Annotated in this window: 19 protein-coding genes and 1 pseudogene; 2 read left to right on the forward strand and 18 right to left on the reverse strand. The window is 49.8% G+C overall.

From position 1 onward, the window contains the following. The 18 genes and pseudogenes from atpG to D5E69_RS20895 all read right to left on the reverse strand — a co-directional run bounded on the left by atpG (position 1) and on the right by D5E69_RS20895 (position 17,304). Entirely contained in the window at positions 1 to 861 is an 861-nt protein-coding gene (atpG, locus tag D5E69_RS20810) for an ATP synthase F1 subunit gamma (RefSeq protein ID WP_048004871.1), read from the reverse strand. A gap of 83 nt (positions 862 to 944) precedes the next feature. Further along, entirely contained in the window at positions 945 to 2,453 is a 1,509-nt protein-coding gene (gene atpA, locus D5E69_RS20815; protein ID WP_048004870.1) for a F0F1 ATP synthase subunit alpha, read from the reverse strand. Between the two features lie 27 nt (positions 2,454 to 2,480). Further along, complete coding sequence (locus D5E69_RS20820; protein ID WP_048004869.1) at positions 2,481 to 3,017, reverse strand: F0F1 ATP synthase subunit delta; 537 nt, start codon at positions 3,015 to 3,017, stop codon at positions 2,481 to 2,483. Continuing rightward, positions 3,014 to 3,532, reverse strand: coding sequence for a F0F1 ATP synthase subunit B (locus D5E69_RS20825; RefSeq protein WP_048004868.1), 519 nt, complete (start codon positions 3,530 to 3,532; stop codon positions 3,014 to 3,016). Before D5E69_RS20825 ends, D5E69_RS20820 begins: the two co-directional genes overlap by 4 nt. A gap of 182 nt (positions 3,533 to 3,714) precedes the next feature. Beyond that, positions 3,715 to 3,927: a F0F1 ATP synthase subunit C gene (atpE, locus tag D5E69_RS20830; protein ID WP_048004972.1), complete on the reverse strand. Its 213-nt coding sequence runs from the start codon at positions 3,925 to 3,927 to the stop codon at positions 3,715 to 3,717. Between the two features lie 79 nt (positions 3,928 to 4,006). Next, positions 4,007 to 4,720, reverse strand: a complete 714-nt coding sequence (gene atpB / locus D5E69_RS20835) for a F0F1 ATP synthase subunit A (protein ID WP_048004867.1) — start codon at positions 4,718 to 4,720, stop codon at positions 4,007 to 4,009. Positions 4,721 to 4,742: 22 nt separating this feature from the next. Then, a complete protein-coding gene (locus D5E69_RS20840) occupies positions 4,743 to 5,228 on the reverse strand; it encodes an ATP synthase subunit I (RefSeq protein ID WP_375540480.1) in 486 nt (161 codons plus the stop codon). Then, positions 5,123 to 5,344, reverse strand: a complete 222-nt coding sequence (locus tag D5E69_RS20845; protein WP_048004865.1) for an AtpZ/AtpI family protein — start codon at positions 5,342 to 5,344, stop codon at positions 5,123 to 5,125. The genes D5E69_RS20840 and D5E69_RS20845 overlap by 106 nt, the downstream gene beginning before the upstream one ends. A 694-nt stretch (positions 5,345 to 6,038) precedes the next feature. Further along, entirely contained in the window at positions 6,039 to 7,190 is a 1,152-nt protein-coding gene (wecB, locus tag D5E69_RS20850) for a non-hydrolyzing UDP-N-acetylglucosamine 2-epimerase (protein WP_148794738.1), read from the reverse strand. Between the two features lie 17 nt (positions 7,191 to 7,207). Next, entirely contained in the window at positions 7,208 to 7,837 is a 630-nt protein-coding gene (gene upp / locus D5E69_RS20855; protein ID WP_048004863.1) for a uracil phosphoribosyltransferase, read from the reverse strand. Positions 7,838 to 8,036: 199 nt separating this feature from the next. Continuing rightward, positions 8,037 to 9,278: a serine hydroxymethyltransferase gene (locus D5E69_RS20860; protein WP_048015285.1), complete on the reverse strand. Its 1,242-nt coding sequence runs from the start codon at positions 9,276 to 9,278 to the stop codon at positions 8,037 to 8,039. A gap of 187 nt (positions 9,279 to 9,465) precedes the next feature. Continuing rightward, positions 9,466 to 10,008, reverse strand: coding sequence for a TIGR01440 family protein (locus tag D5E69_RS20865; RefSeq protein ID WP_159130205.1), 543 nt, complete (start codon positions 10,006 to 10,008; stop codon positions 9,466 to 9,468). A gap of 12 nt (positions 10,009 to 10,020) precedes the next feature. Further along, entirely contained in the window at positions 10,021 to 10,461 is a 441-nt protein-coding gene (gene rpiB / locus D5E69_RS20870) for a ribose 5-phosphate isomerase B (protein WP_048004860.1), read from the reverse strand. A 119-nt stretch (positions 10,462 to 10,580) separates the two neighbouring features. Further along, entirely contained in the window at positions 10,581 to 11,870 is a 1,290-nt protein-coding gene (locus tag D5E69_RS20875; protein ID WP_048004859.1) for a methyl-accepting chemotaxis protein, read from the reverse strand. A 21-nt stretch (positions 11,871 to 11,891) separates the two neighbouring features. Next, positions 11,892 to 12,335, reverse strand: coding sequence for a low molecular weight protein arginine phosphatase (locus D5E69_RS20880; protein ID WP_048004858.1), 444 nt, complete (start codon positions 12,333 to 12,335; stop codon positions 11,892 to 11,894). Between the two features lie 1,282 nt (positions 12,336 to 13,617). After that, positions 13,618 to 14,163 (reverse strand): manganese efflux pump MntP, encoded by a 546-nt coding sequence (locus D5E69_RS20885; protein ID WP_079514545.1) that lies wholly within the window; start codon positions 14,161 to 14,163, stop codon positions 13,618 to 13,620. Between the two features lie 133 nt (positions 14,164 to 14,296). Further along, entirely contained in the window at positions 14,297 to 15,796 is a 1,500-nt protein-coding gene (locus tag D5E69_RS20890; protein ID WP_159130206.1) for a tagaturonate reductase, read from the reverse strand. 15 nt (positions 15,797 to 15,811) lie between these two features. After that, positions 15,812 to 17,304: pseudogene (locus tag D5E69_RS20895) on the reverse strand (UxaA family hydrolase). A 131-nt stretch (positions 17,305 to 17,435) separates the two neighbouring features. Here D5E69_RS20895 and D5E69_RS20900 point away from each other — a divergent pair. Beyond that, positions 17,436 to 18,419 carry a LacI family DNA-binding transcriptional regulator gene (locus D5E69_RS20900; RefSeq protein WP_159130207.1) on the forward strand — a complete coding sequence of 328 codons (984 nt, stop codon included), beginning with the start codon at positions 17,436 to 17,438 and terminating at the stop codon, positions 18,417 to 18,419. A gap of 11 nt (positions 18,420 to 18,430) precedes the next feature. After that, positions 18,431 to 19,096 (forward strand): rhamnogalacturonan acetylesterase, encoded by a 666-nt coding sequence (locus D5E69_RS20905; RefSeq protein ID WP_159130208.1) that lies wholly within the window; start codon positions 18,431 to 18,433, stop codon positions 19,094 to 19,096. Positions 19,097 to 19,124: the final 28 nt, after the last annotated feature.

Consider the following 19,124-nt stretch of genomic DNA (forward strand, 5'->3'; position numbering starts at 1 on the left):
CTATTCGAGTGCTGCCGCCCCGCCGACGATCTCAGTGATTTCCTGAGTGATCGCAGCCTGACGCGCACGGTTATAAGACAATGTAAGATCGCCGATGAGTTCTTTTGCGTTGTCCGTCGCATTTCGCATGGCCGTCATACGTGCCGCATGCTCACTGGCTTTACCATCGAGCAGTGCACCGAAGATGAGGCTCTCTGCGTATTGCGGAAGAAGGACTTCAAGGATCTCTTCAGCGCTTGGTTCAAATTCATAGGAAGTAAGCTTGGTAGAAGTGGATTCAAGTTCCGTCAACGGCAGAACCTTCTTCTGCGTTACATCCTGCTGGATTGCACTTACGTAGTGATTGTAGAACATATAGAGCTCGTCATACGCCCCGTCCGAGAACATGGTGACCGTTTTATTGGCGATATCTTTGATATCGGCAAAATTCGGCTGATCCGGCAGTCCTACGACCCCTTCAAGTACATGGTCCCCGCGCTTCTGGAAGAAATCGCGACCCATGCGCCCCAGTGCAATGATCGTATATTCATCCTTGGAGCTGTGACGCTCCTGGATTGTATTGCTGACAGCACGCAGCACACTGCTGTTATATGCCCCCGCCAAACCGCGGTCAGACGTAATGACCAAGTAGCCGGTTTTCTTTACGGGGCGGGAGACTAGCATTGGATGCGTTACGTCGGTGCTTCCGAGGGATATGGAGGTGACGACTTCCTGGATCTTTTCCATGTAAGGAACGAATGATTTCGCATTCATCTCGGCACGGTTCAGCTTGGAAGCAGAAACCATCTCCATTGCCTTCGTAATCTGACTTGTTTTCTTCGTAGACGTAATACGAGTTTTAATGTCGCGTAACGATGCCACTGGTTCTCACCACCCTTTTTTGAAAATGTTAGACCCTGTCCTTGAATCCAAGACGGAAGGTGCCCCTCAGGACACCGCCCATATTACTCGGATTTTGCGAAAGTCTTTTTGAATCCATCGATGGCCGCTGCCATTGCGCTGTCTTCAGGAAGACCTTTCGTTGTGCGGATTTGATCCAACAATTCTTTTTGGTTGTGGTCGAGCCAGCTTAGGAATTCACCTTCAAAGCGACGGATATCCGCAACCGGGATATCATCGAGATGACCCCTTGTGAGTGCGTAGAAGATCATGACTTGTTTTTCAACCGTCAATGGTTTGTTCAAGTCCTGCTTCAATACTTCTACTGTACGCGCTCCACGGTTCAACTTCGCTTGTGTTGCTTTATCAAGGTCGGAACCGAACTGTGCGAATGCTTCAAGTTCACGGAACGCTGCAAGGTCAAGACGCAACGTACCTGATACTTTCTTCATCGCTTTGATCTGTGCGGATCCACCTACACGTGATACGGAAAGACCTGCGTTGATCGCCGGACGTACACCGGAGAAGAATAGGTCGGATTGTAAGAAGATCTGTCCATCAGTGATGGAAATGACGTTAGTCGGGATATAAGCGGAGATATCTCCTGCTTGTGTTTCAACGAATGGCAATGCCGTGATGGAACCTCCACCTTTTGCATCGCTTAGCTTCGCTGCACGCTCCAACAGACGGGAGTGCAAGTAGAATACGTCACCAGGGAATGCTTCACGACCTGGAGGACGGCGAAGGAGCAAGGAAAGCTCACGGTAAGCGGATGCTTGTTTAGACAAGTCATCATATACAACTAGTACGTGCTTACCATTATGCATGAACTCTTCACCCATCGTGATCCCACAATAAGGTGCAAGGAAGAGCATCGGTGCCGGTTGTGATGCAGATGCCGTTACGACGATGGTGTAGTCGAGGGCACCGTGCTTACGAAGTGTTTCCACGGCATTACGAACCGTTGATTCTTTTTGTCCGATTGCCACGTAGATACAGATCATGTCTTGATCTTTTTGATTAAGGATTGAGTCGATGGCTACAGACGTCTTACCTGTCTGACGGTCACCGATGATCAATTCACGCTGTCCGCGTCCGATCGGCACGAGTGCATCGATCGCCTTGATTCCCGTTTGAAGCGGCTCATGTACGGATTTACGATCCATTACACCAGGAGCTGCGCCTTCAATCGGGCGTGTTTTCGTTGTAGGAATCGGTCCAAGACCATCGACTGGTTGACCCAGTGAGTTTACAACACGACCTACAAGTTCCGGTCCAACCGGTACTTCCATGATCCGTCCGGTACGACGAACCTCATCGCCTTCACGAATGTCTTTATAAGGCCCGAGAATAACGATACCTACGTTGTTTTCTTCTAAGTTCTGTGCCATACCCATGACACCAGTAGAAAATTCAACAAGCTCTCCAGCCATGACATTGTCGAGGCCATGAGCACGAGCGATACCATCCCCGATTTGGATGACAGTACCTACATCGCTTACCTTCATCTCAGACTGATAGTTCTCAATTTGCTTCTTTATCAGCGCGCTGATTTCTTCCGCCTTGATGCTCATGAATTTCACCCCTCATTTATACGAAAGTTAACGAACCAGTTCACGTTCCAGACGATTCAACTTACCGGCAAGCGTACCATCGAAGATCCTGTTCCCAATGCGGATCTTCAAGCCTCCGAGGATGTTGGTGTCTATCACATTCTCGATTCTAAGTGATTGTTTACCTACTTTGTTAGCAAAAGATGTGGAAACGGCTGTTTTCTCATCTTCTGACAGTGGGCGTACAGAGTACACGATGGCATCCGCGATTCCACGTGCTTCGTTGGAAAGATCGATGAATGCGTCCACCACTGCCACGACCTGATCTTCACGATGACGATCGGTCAGGAGTAATAATGTATTCAGGACAGGTGCCGAGACCCCCGCAAATGCTTCCTGGATCAAGGTTTTCTTCTTGACCGCCGTAAGCTTGGGATTCTCAAGCAGGCTGTTCAATTCTTTGTTTTCTGTAAAAACGGTTTTCACTGCGCGGAGCTCTTCTTCGATCGCTTCAAGCTTCAGTTGCTCCTGGGCGATTTGAAAGAGGGCAAGTGCATAGCGTTTTGCGACTGTGGAGCTGCTCATCGCTGATCTCCTGCCTCTTTGATATAGTCGTTGATCAATTGTTCCTGATCTTCAACCGAAAGCTCCTTTTCGATGACCTTCGACGCGATCATAACAGATAGGGATGCCACTTGCTCACGCAGGGCAGCCATCGCTTGATCTTTCTGCGTCTCGATTTCGCGCTTCGCTGATTCCTTCAGGCGTTCTGATTCCTGGCGGGCTTCAAGGATGATCTGACTGCGTTGGTCATCCCCTTGCTTCTTCGCGCTCTCGATCAGGGCCAGGGCTTCCTGACGCGCCTCTTTCAATAGCTCACGCTGTTCTTCGAGGTACTTGCTTGCTTCCGTACGGCTCTTTTCCGCCGCATCGATCTCCCCTGCTATATGGTTCTCACGTTCTTGCATGATGCCCATCAACGGGCCCCAAGCAAACTTTTTCAATAACGCAAGAAGGACTAGAAACAGGACTAGCTGTACTATAATATCTCCACCTGTGAAGCCTCCTCCGGCTCCAAGGACAAATGCGTTTGATAGCACGCGGTTTCACTCCCTTCAAGAGTCAATGCCTATATGGTAATGCCTTATTTAATGGCCGTGACGCCCCCATCCCCCGAGAGGTCAAAGGACCGCCCGACCTTTCATTCCAAGTCAGGATGTTACTTTACATAAAGGAATGGCGAAGGTTCTCATCGAATGATCTTCGCCATTTCAATCTGCTATTATCGATTCATTACGATGAACGCGATAACTACCGCGATGATAGGAATCGCCTCAACCAATGCAACCCCGATGAACATAGTAGTTTGGAGCATTCCACGAGCTTCCGGTTGACGAGCGATCCCCTCAACTGTACGTGACACGATAAGACCGTTACCAATACCTGCACCTAGTGCTGCTAATCCGATTGCAATTGCTGCTGCTAAAAGACCCATTCCCATTTTAATTTTCCTCCTTTAAATGTATAGAAATCTGAGTTTAATATTGTTTTGTTCAAAAAGAACAGGGTATATATTAATGGTCATGACTAACTTTATGAGACATATAGACCATCGTTAACATAACAAAAATGAATGATTGGATTGCTCCAATGAATACCGAGAAACCTTGCCAGGCAAGCGTCGGGATGATAGCCCCTATGAGACCACCGATTCCCTGGTGGGCTAAACCTGTAATCAATAGCGATAGCAGGATCTCACCCGCGTAAATGTTACCGTAAAGACGAAGACCAAGCGTCAGGGTGTTCGCAAATTCTTCAATGATCTTAAGCGGGAATAAGAAACCCATCGGTCTGAAGAAGTCTTTACCATACTCACTGAAGCCTTTCATCTTGATGGCGTAGTAGTGAGTCAACACAACAACCATTACGGCCAGTGTCATTGTGACGACCGGATCAGCTGTTGGAGATTTCCACCAAAGTGTATGGTCGATCACGACCGAAAACGGAAGGCCAAGCATATTTGATACAAAAATGTACATGAGGAGAGTAAGACCCAACAGATGGAAGCGACCTCCAGTCTTCCAGTCCATATTACTCTTCACGATGTTCTTCACAAAATCCATAACCCATTCCATGAAGTTCTGGGCGCCCGTTGGCTTTAGCGCCAGTCTGCGGGTACATAACACGGCAATTAAGAATACGACCACGGTCGCCACCGTCATCATCATGACGTTTGCCAGGTTGAATGTAAGGCCCAAAAATTCAGCTGTAGGATTTTCATGTTGCAATGAAATTCACCTCTCTTCCCCGCTATTTATGTGGCTGTAGCTGCTGAATAAAATAATCTATCATAATAACAATATAAATTGTCATTAATCCAATGATCGCGCTGTACAAATGAAAATATTCTGGATACTCAATTGCGATGATCGCAACAAAAGCAGCTCCCGCCATCCTTGAGTATGTACCTAATGACCGGACCTTCTGCCCTGCCACGACGGCATCCCCGAAGCGCAACGTTCTCCTCATGATCAGCCAGTGACTGAACAGACTTACGCTTGTCCCTAAGATGAGCCCAAGGAAAATAGACTGATAGGAAGTGAAACCCCAACCGAGGACGTAAAAGGAAAGGAGGAAAAGTATGTACTTCCGATGCCTGTTAAAGAGCTCTTGAAGTTCTGGCATTGACATTAATCTCCCGAATAGAAATGTTGGACTGTGCGAAGCATGGTGTAGATTCCTGTTGTTAACCCGAGAAGCAGTCCAATGATTAAGAATAGTGGTTCGGTGTCCCATAATCCATCCAGCCATCTCCCCCCGAAGATCCCGATTAACATGGAACCAACCAGCTGAGACAGAATGGCAGAATACAAGGCCACCCCTTGATACGGGCGTCGATTTGGTTGACGCATAGTGTCATCCCCACACAGGAATTATAGTGGAAAAACATAGATATAAAACCGTTTTCATTCTGTGGAAGTTTTTGTGAAAACCTTACCATTCTATATCCTTTGTAAGCATACAATAGGGTAAAATCAATGTCAATGCGTACAAAGTAAAAAGTCCACAACCTATCCTAGTGTTCCAATATTGTTCACATTTTAAACACAAAATAAGAAAAGCGGAAGGGGCTTGTTCTGAGGCGACAAGCATAAGGCGAAGACATCGGAAAGCGCTCTTGGCCTTTTTGATGTCTTTGACTTATGACCTCGAGCCTCAAGCCCCTGGAGCTGGACACCAAGAAATGCGGAGGCGGGTCGTTCTGACCCGACAAGCATAAGGCGAGAATGCAGAAAGGCGCTCTTGGCCTTTTTGGCATTCTTGACTTATGACCTCGAGGGTCACCCCGCCGCAGCTGGATCCCATAGAAATACGGAGGGACTCGTCCAGAGGCTATTCACATCAACAAAAATCATTCACTATGTATTCATTTATCCTACTTAACTATTCATTTCACTCAACATTGCTCACCACTGAGCAAACTACCCGAGCATTAAGATACCACAGATTCCGTTGAGACAAAAGAGGAAACTACTGGTTTGTGCCTATTTTTTGTGAAAAAGGAAAAAGGTACACGCATGCAAGCGTGTACCTTCTATATTATAGTCATTCATTTGGAGAGAATGAGTCTGGTCGATCTTCCAGATGACCGAAGTGATAGCGGATCGCTTGGGCAATCCTGTATGAAGCCAGTCCGTCTCCATACGGGTTGGCCGCTTTGGACATGGAGCTGTGCGCTTCAGGATCGGTGAGAAGTTCATGGGCGAGCTTATAAATGTTCTCTTCCTCATTCCCGGCGAGCTTCAGCGTACCTGCTTCGATTCCTTCCGGCCGCTCCGTCGTATCACGAAGCACGAGGACCGGCACTCCAAGGGATGGGGCTTCCTCTTGAACCCCACCTGAATCGGTGAGGATCAAATGGGCCCTTGAGGCGAAGTTGTGGAAGTCGATGACATCAAGTGGTTCAATCAGATGGATACGGGGATCCCGGCCCAACACTTCATCCGCCACTTCACGTACGGCGGGATTCAAGTGGACCGGATACACCACTTGGATATCTTCCTGTTCTTCCACCAGGCGCTTGATGGCCCGGAACATGTTCCTCATCGGCTGCCCCAGGTTTTCCCGGCGATGCGCTGTCAACAATACGAGGCGATCTGATCCGATTCGATCAAGTACCTCATGGTGATAATCTTCTTTGACCGTTGTCTTCAGTGCGTCAATGGCCGTATTCCCTGTGATGAAAATACTCTCTTCCTTCTTGTTCTCTTCCAGAAGATTCCGCGCCGATTTGTCGGTCGGAGAGAAGTGGAGATCAGCCATGACACCAGTCAGCTGGCGATTCATCTCCTCCGGGAAAGGTGAGTACTTGTTCCAGGTACGAAGACCGGCTTCGACGTGTCCGACGGCAATCTGATTATAATAGGCTGCAAGACTCGCCACAAAGGTGGTTGTCGTATCACCGTGCACAAGAACGATATCGGGCTTGGCTTCTTTCATGACACGATCCAGTCCTTCGAGGCCTCTGGTCGTGACATCAATCAATGTTTGCCGGTCCTTCATGATGTTCAGGTCATGGTCAGGACTGATATCGAAGATCGACATGACCTGATCCAGCATTTGACGATGCTGGGCGGTAACCGTCACGATTGTTTCAAAGCTTTCCGGATACTTCTTCAGTTCAAGGACAAGGGGCGCCATCTTGATGGCTTCCGGCCTTGTCCCGAAAATGGTCATAACCTTGATCGGATTCGCCAATGATTTCATCACCCTTCTTATTTCGTTCCGTACAGACGGTCGCCTGCGTCACCTAGACCCGGTACGATATAGCCTTTTTCGTTCAACTTCTCATCAAGGGCCGCAATGTAGATATCCACATCAGGATGTGCTTCCTTGATTGCTTCGACCCCTTCAGGACATGCGACAAGGCACATGAAACGAATGCTTTGGGCACCGCGCTTCTTAAGGGAGTTGATTGCCTCTACGGCAGATCCGCCCGTTGCAAGCATTGGATCGACGAGGATGAAATCGCGCTCTTCTACGTCACTTGGGAGTTTCACATAGTATTCAATCGGTTTGAGGGTTTCAGGGTCGCGGTAAAGGCCGACGTGACCTACTTTGGCTGCAGGGATCAGCTTCAGGATCCCGTCAACCATACCCAATCCGGCACGCAGGATCGGAACGATCCCCAGTTTCTTTCCTGCCAGCGTCTTCGCCTGTGCAGGGCTTACCGGCGTTTGAACCTCGATATCTTCAAGGGGCAGGTCGCGTGTGATTTCGAACGCCATGAGTGTGGCAACCTCATCCACCAGCTCGCGGAATTCCTTTGTACCCGTTTCTTTATCACGGATGAATGTTAACTTATGTTGGATCAATGGATGATCAAATACGTATACTTTTCCCACTCGACTCTCTCCTTTAAGTTTGATTTATGTAAATAAGCGATAGACTTCCTTTACACCTCTGATAATTGTACATAAAAGCGATTTGAAGAGCAACACGGGATTCAGGGTGTAATGGAATCGTTACATATTCTACATGTTCTTTTATTCTATCAGTCCAGCAAAAAGCCCCCCGACCAAGATGATCAAAGGGGCTTGCACATTATTGCTCCGGATATAATTCGAATCGGCTGGTGAGATCCGTTACACGCTTGCGTGCTTCTTCCAGTTTCGTTTCATCCTCATGGTTTTTCAGTGTAAGGGCGATGATGGACGCGATCTCGTCCATCTCTCCTGCGCCGAAGCCCCTGGATGTAACGGCTGCTGTACCGATACGGATACCGCTTGTAACGAACGGGCTTTCCGGATCGAACGGGATGGTATTCTTATTCACGGTAATGCCGATATCATCAAGTACCTTCTCAGCTACTTTTCCTGTCAGGCTCAATGAGCGCAGGTCGATCAGAAGAAGATGATTATCAGAACCGCCGGAAACAAGGTTGATTCCTTCTTTCGTAAGGCCTTCTCCAAGACGGGCTGCGTTATCAATGATGTTTTGAGCGTATTCTTTAAAAGAATCCTGCAGCGCCTCACCGAATGCCACCGCTTTTGCCGCGATGACATGCATCAAAGGACCGCCTTGGATACCAGGGAAAATGGATTTGTCGATTTTCTTCGCGAATTCTTCTTTGCACAGGATCATACCGCCGCGTGGACCGCGAAGCGTTTTATGTGTCGTTGTCGTAACGAAATCGGAATATGGTACTGGGTTCTGGTGAAGTCCTGCTGCAACAAGACCGGCGATATGAGCCATGTCCACCATGAGGTAAGCACCGACCTCATCCGCGATTTCACGGAACTTAGCGAAATCGATCTTGCGCGGGTATGCACTCGCTCCGGCTACGATGAGCTTCGGCTTATGCTCAAGAGCTTTCTGACGTACATCTTCATAATTGATCAATTGATTCTCTTCATCTACACCGTACTCCACGAAGTTGTATTGAACCCCGCTGAAGTTCACCGGACTGCCGTGAGTGAGGTGACCCCCATGGGACAGGTTCATACCAAGGACTGTGTCTCCCTGTTCGAGGATGGTAAAGTAAACTGCCATGTTGGCCTGGGCACCTGAGTGAGGCTGAACATTGACGTGTTCTGCGCCGAAGAGTTCTTTTGCACGGTCGCGGGCGAGGTTTTCAGCCACATCGACATGCTCGCATCCACCATAATAGCGACGGCCTGGATATCCTTCTGCGTACTTATTCGTCAACACGGAGCCTTGGGCTTCCATGACTGCTTCACTGACAAAGTTCTCTGACGCGATCAACTCGATCTTAGTACGCTGACGTTCCAATTCTTCTTGAATTGATGCATAAAGTTCCGGATCTTGCTTGGCAATCTTACTCATACGTATCCTCCTTCAATTCATGGACCCGTTTCTACCGGGCTTTGATTCATTCAATCACATTCTAACATGATTGAGCTAAAAGCGAAATAAAAAGAAGCATTTATTAAAAATGTTCGGTTTTACACAAAAACCCTCCTACATACAAGGGCCTTTGCACATAAAAAAAACACCCGACAAAGGGTGCTCTTCACTCATAGACCGCACGGTTTCCACCGATCAATTTAGGGCGGGTCCTTGCCAGGGTGACGTGGGCATGTCCGAGACTGCGCACGCTGACCCGCACCGGAACGGCCACATGCTTCAAATGCATGCCGATGAAGGTATCACCGATATCAATGCCTGCATCGGCCTTGATATGTTCCACAATGACAGGATCCTGAAAGCGATGATAAGCATGGGTGGCCATGGCGCCTCCTGCTTTCCTCACCGGTACGACCGTGACTTCGTCAAGATCTCTTGCCTCGGCTGTTTCACGTTCGATGACAATCGCCCGGTTCAAGTGTTCACAGCATTGAAAGGCAAGGGATACGCCTGATTGATCTGCGTACTTCCTCAGCTCTTCATAAATCAATTCAGCTGTATCAATGGTCCCTGCAGTCCCGATCTTTTCCCCCATTACCTCGGAGGTGGAGCAGCCGATGACGAGGACCTGTCCTTTTCTGAGTGGAACCTGATCATGAAACTCCTGAAGAATGGTCTGAAACGCTTGCTTCAGTTGGATGTGATCCATGATGACCTCTCCTCACTTCTCTTCGTAGCTAGTGATCTTCCCGATGCGGTTTGAATGCCTGCCACCTTCGAATTCGGTCTGGAGCCAGGTTTTGGCGATTTCACGCGCAAGCCCAGGTCCGATGACGCGTTCACCCATGGCAAGGATGTTGCTGTCATTATGCTCACGGGTCGCTTTTGCACTGAACACGTCGTGTACGAGGGCACAGCGAATCCCTTTCACTTTATTCGCAGAAATACTCATTCCGATACCGGTTCCGCAGATGAGGATTCCTCGATCGAATTCACCATTGGCCACTTTTTCGGCAACCGGCAGCGCATAATCCGGATAATCCACGGATGTGCCGCATTCGCAGCCGAAGTCTTCATACTGAAGGCCAAGCTCATCCATCAATGATTTTATTTCTTCACGGATATTCACACCGCCGTGATCGGATGCAATTGCGATCTTCATCTGTCATCCCCCAATTCACTCTTTCCTTCTATTTTGCCACAGGCACCCCATTATATAAAGGAATTGAATTGTTTTTTTCGTTTAACGGGAAAAGCACGGGAACCCCCGTGCTTTTTGGATCATAGATGGAATTTTGTAATGGTTCCTTTGAGTGACTCCGCCTGTGATTTCAATTGATGGGCGAGTTCTTCCACGTTCTTCATGACCCCTGCCTGCTCATTCGTTGCTTCAGACACTTCTTCCGCTCCGGCAGATGTTTCCTCTGCGATCGCCGCGACTTCCTGCGACTGGTTGGACGTGAGCTGGATGCTCTTCATCTGATCGTCCACGAGGACAGAGATCGTCTTGACGGAATCCACGACTTCATGGATGCTTTTGGTCATATTCTGGATGACGCGGTTCGTCTGTTCACCTTTATCCGCTTCCCTGTTCGCGGTGGTCACTTGATCTGTGATCTTACCGACTACCAGCCCGACCTCGGTCTGGATGTTTTGGATCAATCCGGATATTCCCTGGACCGCTTTCCCGCTTTCATCAGCAAGGTTACGGACTTCCTCTGCAACAACCGCAAATCCCTTACCGTGTTCCCCGGCCCTTGCCGCCTCAATGGATGCATTCAGAGCAAGAAGATTCGTCTGGTTGGCGATGTCCCCCACGAGCTGGATGATCTGCTCGACTTCCCGGGCGTGGCCCTCAAGTCGCTTCACGGCCTCAAGGGACGATTCATTCCCCGTCGCCAATCGATTGATTCCTTCCACCAGTGAATGGATGACCTCCTTGCTCTCGTTCAATTCTGCCACCATGGTTTCAGACAGCTTTTCAGAGGATTTGGAATGATCCTGTACTTCCTGTGCGATGCGGATGACATCTTCAACGGATTCCGCCGTTGTCTGGATGGCCGCTGCCGAACTTTCTGCACCAGCAGAGATTTCGCTGATCGTCCTGGAAACGGAATTAGCCTGGGTGGACGCAAGTTCGGACGCGTCGGAAAGCTCCTGTACATACGTATTGGTCTTACTGAAATTCTCGTCGATGTTCGCCACCATTTCCCGCAGGTTATGAAGCATCTTGTTATACGCCACCCCGAGGGAGCGGATCTCATCATCGGATTTCGACAGTTCCACTTCTGTGGAAATGTCACCATCCGCCGCTTTCAACGCCGCTTGTTCCAGTCGTTGCAGAGGCTTATCGATATATCCTGCTGCAAGATACGCAAGGAACCCCGACCAGAAGATCCCCATTCCAAGTGTTGCGAGGGTAAACCAGAAATCACTTACATCGGATGCGAATGTCGGTTTGATGAAATAAATGAACGCGGCACTCGTCGTATACGTGATGATTGCCAGAAGTGTGGTGAATAGTACAATCTTCTTCCTGAGACCTTTCTTGGAGCCTTTCCCTTTAGCCATCCTTCTCTCTCCCTGTCTGCTTCACTCACGCTCCAGTTTGTCCATTAACTGACCGATCAAGGAATCCAGTTCGTTATATGTATGCCGGTAGATCTCAACGCTGCCTCCATACGGATCGGAAACATCAAGGTCTTCCGGGTCCTCGAGTACGTATTCCTTCAGCGTGAAGATTTTATCGGCGATATGGGGATATTGATCTACGATCGCCCATTTATGGCCCTGTGTCATGGTGAAAATATATGAAGCCCAGTCCAGTTTTTCACGTGTGATGGAGCTGGATTGGTGCTTATGTATTATATCGTTCTCTTTCAGCACTTCTTTAGCTTGAATTGAGGCATCTGCTCCGTCCATGGCGAAAACGCCTGCGGATTTCACTTGGATTCCTTGGTGGTTGTTATGTTTAAGGATTGCTTCAGCCATGGGGCTTCGGCAGGTGTTGCCTGTGCAGATAAATAGAATATTCATTGGATCATCCTCCTTCTTACCTATTATAAATTAATTTCCATTTTGGACAAAGAGCATTCATGCTTATTCGGTTGGAGCGTTACATGGTGGAGGTGGAAATGTAGTTTTTCTTCATGGGAGCCGTAGATGGGACGTTTCGTTTCGCTGCGGCCGCCTGCTTTCCACGGGGAGGAAGTCGAGCCTCCTCATTCTTGCGGGGTCTCGATCTTTCCTCTATTCCCGCTGGAGTCAGGCGGCCTCCGCTTCACTTCACTCTTGGTGGAGAGGAGGATTGTACTTTTTCATGAGCTATTTTTTATGATTCATGATAGGGCCATTGCATCCATTGGAGTTTTTGATGATTGATCGCTCACCTTTTGTTACCAGTTGGTTGCTTCTGAATTTTATTCTTATTCATGACGGCCGCAGACGGGACGTTCCGTTTCACTGCGGCCGCCTGCTTTCCACGGGGAGGAAGTCGAGCCTCCTCATTCTTGCGGGGTCTCGACCTTTCCTCTTTTCCCGCTGGAGTCAGTCTGCCTTCGCTTCACTTCACTACTTGGTAGAGAGTGGGCTTTGATTCTTCAAGAGAATGGTTTAAGATTTTTGATGCGTTTGGGAGCCAACCACCTTGCTCTTATTTAGAAAGAGGTTAAGACTCCAAGGATGGATTTCACTCTTTGAATAAAGATTTTAAACTGGAATCATGGTGTGGTTTATACACTTCAACCTTAAAGTGTTGATAAGATACTGACGCTAATGCCCTCTAAAGAGTGCAATGAAGCGGAGGGCGGCCGACTCCAGCGTGGATCAGAGGCAAGGTTGAGACCCTGCAGGCGATAGCCGAAGCGGCTCAACTGCCTCCCCGCAGGAAAGCGGCCGCCCGGAGCGAAATGAAACGAACTATCCCAGAATCCACACACCCTGTCACCATCAAGAGATTCACCTCTTTGCCATGAAAATATAAATCTACTTCCATCCAGTCCCTTCCCCCCTCTCCATCCAGAACTTGAAGCTTATACCCTCCAAAGAGTCCAACGAAGCGGAGGGCGGCCGACTCCAGCGTGGATCAGAGGCAAGGTTGAGACCCTGCAGGCGATAGCCGAAGAACTGCCTGCCTCCCCGCAGGAAAGCGGCCGCCCGGAGCGAAATGAAACGAACCATTCCAGAATCCTTACCCACCAATACCTTCAAGAGATTCCCCTATTTGCCGTGAGAATATATATGCAAAGAAGCTGCCGACCTCAACGGAATCCATCCATTCTATCAAGCTACCAAAAAGAAAAAGCCCCAAACAGGGACTTCAAAAAGGAAGAAGCAGCTTGATCCCGAATAAGAACAGGATGCTTCCGCCAAGTGCTTCGCTGTAGGTGCCTAGGACTCCTTGGAATCTCCTTCCTATGAGAAGGCCGGCCCATGTAAGGACGGTGGCGGCAAAACCGAAACAGGCGACTGCGGCAACGGTTCTTGCGCCGAAGATCCCGAGGCTCAGTCCGACAGAGAAGCTGTCGAGACTGACGCTGAGTGCAAAAAGGACGAGACCGAATCCTACGGGGGAAACGAGCGTTGTTTCCTCCTCCTTGAAGCTAGAGAGGAACATCTGGATCCCAAGAACAATCAAGAGGATGCCTCCTGCATATGTAGCAAATGTCCCGAACGTGTTGGAAAGAAACTTCCCCGTCATCATCCCGAGCAGCGGCATCCATACGTGGAAAATGCCCACCACGATACCGATATATAGGATCTGCCTTAACCTCAGTTGGAACATCCCCATCCCGATGCCAATCGAGAACGCATCCATCCCAAGTGCAAAGGCCATCAGCATTAGTGTCACCAATTCTCCGATCATTGTCATTCTCACAATTCCTCCCCCGGACATGCCTATAGAGAAATGTATGCATGTCCGGGGAGAATTAGACGAGAGTGTTTGGCTGAAACACAAAAAAGACGCCCTGCAAATGAGCGTCTTTTCCTTTACCATCCTACGATTTCACCGAACCGCTCCCAGCCACTTTTTTAACGGCCACGTCCATCCCTTCGATCAGGATCGTTTCGATATGAGCGGTCACCCGTTCTGCGAGCCCATCCATTGCGTCAAGGTCTTCTCCCCAGATGTCCTCACGGCTGAGGATGGAACGGACGGCAGAAAGAATAGTGATCCTGCCCTCTTCAATGGCCTGCCATGTGTCAAGAACGAGGGCGTTTACAATGGGGTTTTCCCGCGTCTCATACTCTTCTTCGCCTCTCTCGGCTATCAGTCCTTTTTCCGTGGTGCGAACCGGCTTGTAGTACACGAGCAGTGCAGCAAGGGCAAGGACCAATGTTTCCGGGAGGTCCCCACGCTCGGCATGGGTCTTCAAGCGGGGCAAAAGCCTCGATGTGTATTTGAAAAAGGAGTTCATTCCGATATCGAGTAGGAAATGCTTATTATAAGGGTTCAGGAAGCGGTCCACGACTCCTGAAGTAAACGCCTTTTTCACCTCCTCTTCCATTGGAAGGGCCTCCTGTATGTCCAGGAATCCCTGCTCTACGAAGGAGCGGAGGGAAGGGGTGGTCATCACGTCCAGGACTGTGTCAGCCCCCGCCAGGTATCCGACGGGTGTCATGAGGGTATGGGGACCGTTGAGGAGTCCCACCTTCAGGTCACGCTGTTCCTTCACTCCACCCCACTTTACATTGAGGCCGGCTTTGTGGAGGGGGAAGATTTCCTTGAATCGTTCATCCGCATCGATGGCGAACAGATGATAAGGTTCGCCGACCGTAATGAGCTCATCATCATAGCCGAGGCGTTCTTTGTACTCGGCTTCCTGACCCCGCGGGAACCCGGTGACGATCCGGTCGACCAGCGTGTCGCAGAATACATTCGAGTGGTCTAGCCATTCAAAAAAGGCTTCTGAATATCCCCAGTCTTCCGCTACCTTGTGCACGATGGATTTCAGCTTCTTGCCGTTGTCTTCAATTAATTCACACGGCAGGATGTATAACCCTTTATCCCCTGCCCCCTCGTAATACGTGAACCGATGGTGCAACAGGGCCGCCAGCTTCCCGGGATACGAAAGGGGCGAAGCATCACCGTCATACTGCTCCTCCTGGTAGACGATGCCTGCCTCCGTCGTATTGGACACGATGATTTGGAGGTCTGCGGATTCCACCGCCTGCTTCATGGCCGGCCAATCGGAATAGGGATTGATGCCTCCGCTGATGGAGGAGATGACTTCATGATAATCCACGGTCTCGCCATTCTTGCGCCCCCTCAAGACCGCCGTGTACAGATAATCCTGGGCGGCGAGCTTCGGCAGAACCTTCCCGTGGGGCGTCGGCTGCACGGCGATGATGGAGCCGTTGAAGACGCCCTGTTTATTCATCTCCTGGATCATCCAATCGATGAATCCCCTTAGGAAATTCCCTTCCCCGATCTGCAGGACCTTGGCCGGAAGATGCTGATAGGATGAGCTGGTGGGTACTTCTTTACTAAGCTTCATACAAAATCCTCCCTCTCACAGCGTGACGCCGTCTTTGAAAATGGAAATCTCCTTGAATCCGAGTCGTTCATTATGGGTGCGCGCTTCCCCGATGCGAGGCCCGTGATGTATTCAAAGAACTCGTCGGCGAGCTCTTCCTTTCCCCTGCCTTCGATTAGCTGTCCTGCATTGAAGTCGATCCAATTCGTTTTCTTCTGGGCAAGTGCTGAGTTCGTGGAGATCTTCACCGTCGGTACAGGACCTCCGAACGGGGTTCCCCGGCCCGTGGTGAACAGGACGATATGGGCGCCTGCAGCCGTAAGGGCGGTGACGGAGACGAGGTCATTTCCCGGACCTTGGACGAGATGAAGGCCTTCACCTTTCGTGCGGTCACCATAGGCAAGGACATCGGCAATCTCCCCGAAGCCGCCTTTCTGGATGTTTCCGAGGGACTTTTCTTCAAGGGTCGTGATCCCGCCTTTTTTATTCCCTGGAGATGGATTCTCATAGACGTTCTGCCCGTGCTTCAGGAAGTATTCCTTGAAGTCATTGACGAGGTCGACGATCTTCCCGAACACGGCTTCATCTTTGGCCCTGCTCATGAGGATCTCTTCCGCGCCGAACATCTCGGGTACTTCCGTCAGGATCGTTGTGCCGCCTTCCGAGATGAGTCTGTCGGAAAATGCCCCGACAAGCGGGTTCCCCGTAATCCCGGAGAATCCGTCCGATCCACCGCATTTCAATCCTACCTTCAACTTTGAAAGGGGTACTTCCTGACGTTTGAATGTCTTGGCATAGTCGGCGAGCTCTTCGATGAGTTCGAGAGATTCGGAGATTTCATCATCAGCGCTCTGGACTTCGATGAACTTCACCCTCCGTGGGTCATAATCGCCGATAACCTTCTTGAATTCTTCAATATAGTTATTTTCGCAGCCGAGACCCATGACGAGAATGCCCGCAGCATTGGGATGGTGGACGAGTCCGCTCAGGATCTTCTGGGTATTGTGAAGATCATCCCCAAGCTGGGAACACCCGAAGAGATGAGAGAAGCTGTGCACCCCGTCGATGCCTTCGAATTGATCACCGGCCATCTTTGCCACCATTTCCGCAGTCTTATTGATGCAGCCCACCGTGTTGATGATCCAGATTTCATTGCGGATCCCGACTTCCCCGTTTTCCCTGATATATCCTTGAAAGGTTTTGGTCGACGGCTTCGGTACGATTTTGTCATCTGTGGGCTTGTAGTCATACTGCAGCGTCCCTTTGAGGTTGGTCACCACATTGTGGGTGTGAATCCAATCTCCGCGGTCGATCGGCTCTGACGCCCTCCCGATCGGCATACCGAACTTGATAACGTTTTCATTTTTCTGGATCGGTTCCCTTGCAATTTTATGTCCGGCCGGTACGGCTTCCCTCAGGACGACTTCCCTGTCGCCATCCACCACGCGTTCCCCTGCTTCAAAATCCCTCAGTGCAATCAGGACATTGTCCCGTTCATGAATGACGATCGTTGAACTGTTCAATCCCATTCTCCCCCTCTTGTTGACAAAATAACAACGTTGTTATTATCATAGTATCATTCCTTTTTTCTGTCAATGAAGAGTTGTATCGACAACCGACAGAGAGATATAATGAAAACATAATAGTGCTGGAGGTTACCATGGGAGTCACAATCAAAGATATAGCAAAAGCGGCGGGGGTGAGCTTTTCCACCGTATCAAAAGCATTGCGGGACAGCCCACTTGTCAAGGAACCGACGAAAAAGCGGATCACCGAAATCGCCATGGAGCTCGGATATCAACCGAACGCAGCGGCGAGGAGCCTGGTCTCGAAGAAGTCCCATACAATCGGGATCATCTGGCCGACCATCGAAGGGACCGCCCACTCTTCCCTCATCACCCGCTTGAATACACAGCTGGAGCAGCTCTCGTATACGACCCTGATCTCCATCAACGATAAAGAATTCGCCATCAATCTTTTCAACCGCTATCAGGTGGATGCCATCCTTTGTTTTGATGACAATCCGGAGCTCCAAGCTGATACACCATCGGCGGTTCCCGTCGTCTCATACGGGATTGCCGATAAAGGAAGCGCATCGCCGACGGTAGACGTCCAGCGGAAAAAGGCCGTCTATATGGCGACCAATTATCTTTCCTCCATTGGTCACCGGTTCATCAGCTATATCGGGGTCATGGATAAACCGATTCAGGATGAAAAAGCGAAGGGCTTCAAACTGGCAGCGGAAGGACTGGGACTCCCCGGTTTCGCACACCAGATCGTGGACGTTCCGAAGCTTGAACCGTATGATGGGTACGTCGCGGCCAAGGAGGTCCTCCAAAGCGTTGAACGTCCCACGGCAATCATCAGCGGGAGTCATGATCTTTCCAAGGGGATCCTGAGGGCTGCAGCAGAGTGCGGAATCAAGGTCCCGGATGACCTTTCCATCATCAGCTACGACAACCTGCCAGATGAAAACGATACCCCCATCCCCCTCTCGACGGTCGGGGTCCCACTGGATCACATCACGTTACGCTTGACAGATGTCCTGATGGATGTCATCAATGAAGATGATATAGAAAAGGTCCTATTCCTGGAACCTGAGCTCAAAGTGACGGATTCTTGCCGTCCACCATCCAACCATTAGGAGGAGAAACCATGTCATTTTCCATTTTTCTTGCAGGTGATTCAACTGTAGCGGATTACCCTGAAACTTCTGCTCCACAAGCCGGTTGGGGGCAACAATTCCCGGCCTTTCTGGATTCGAGCATCTCGGTCCGGAATCATGCCGCTAACGGACGCAGCTCCAAAAGCTTCATCGACGAAGGAAGACTGGATGTGATCGAAAATGAAATCGTTGAAGGGGATTATCTCTTCATCCAGTTCGGTCACAATGACAGCAAGCAGGATGGACGATTCACGGATCCTTTCACCACCTATAAGGAGCATCTGCTCCGCTATATCGAAACCGCAAAAGAAAAGAAAGCGCATCCGGTCCTCATTACGCCAGTGGCGAGAAGGAAATTCGGAAGCGACGGCACTGTGCTGGACACCCACGGGGATTACCCTGCAGCGATGAAGGAGCTTGCACGGGAACAATCCGTCCCTGTCATCGATCTTCACAAGAAGAGCTTGAAGCTCCTGGATACGTTGGGTCCGATCCGGTCCAAAGCGCTCTATATGTGGATAGACCCGCATCCCAATTTTCCAGACGGCGCCATGGATAACACGCATTTTAATGAAGACGGAGCGCGGGAAATCGCCGCTATTGTAAAGAAAGAACTTGAAGGGGTCGTGCCAGAACTGACTCCAACAATAAAATAAATCAACAGAAGCCTGATCCTTTTAATGG

Origin of the sequence: Rossellomorea marisflavi, from assembly GCF_009806575.1 — a bacterium.
Lineage (GTDB): Bacteria > Bacillota > Bacilli > Bacillales > Bacillaceae_B > Rossellomorea > Rossellomorea marisflavi_A.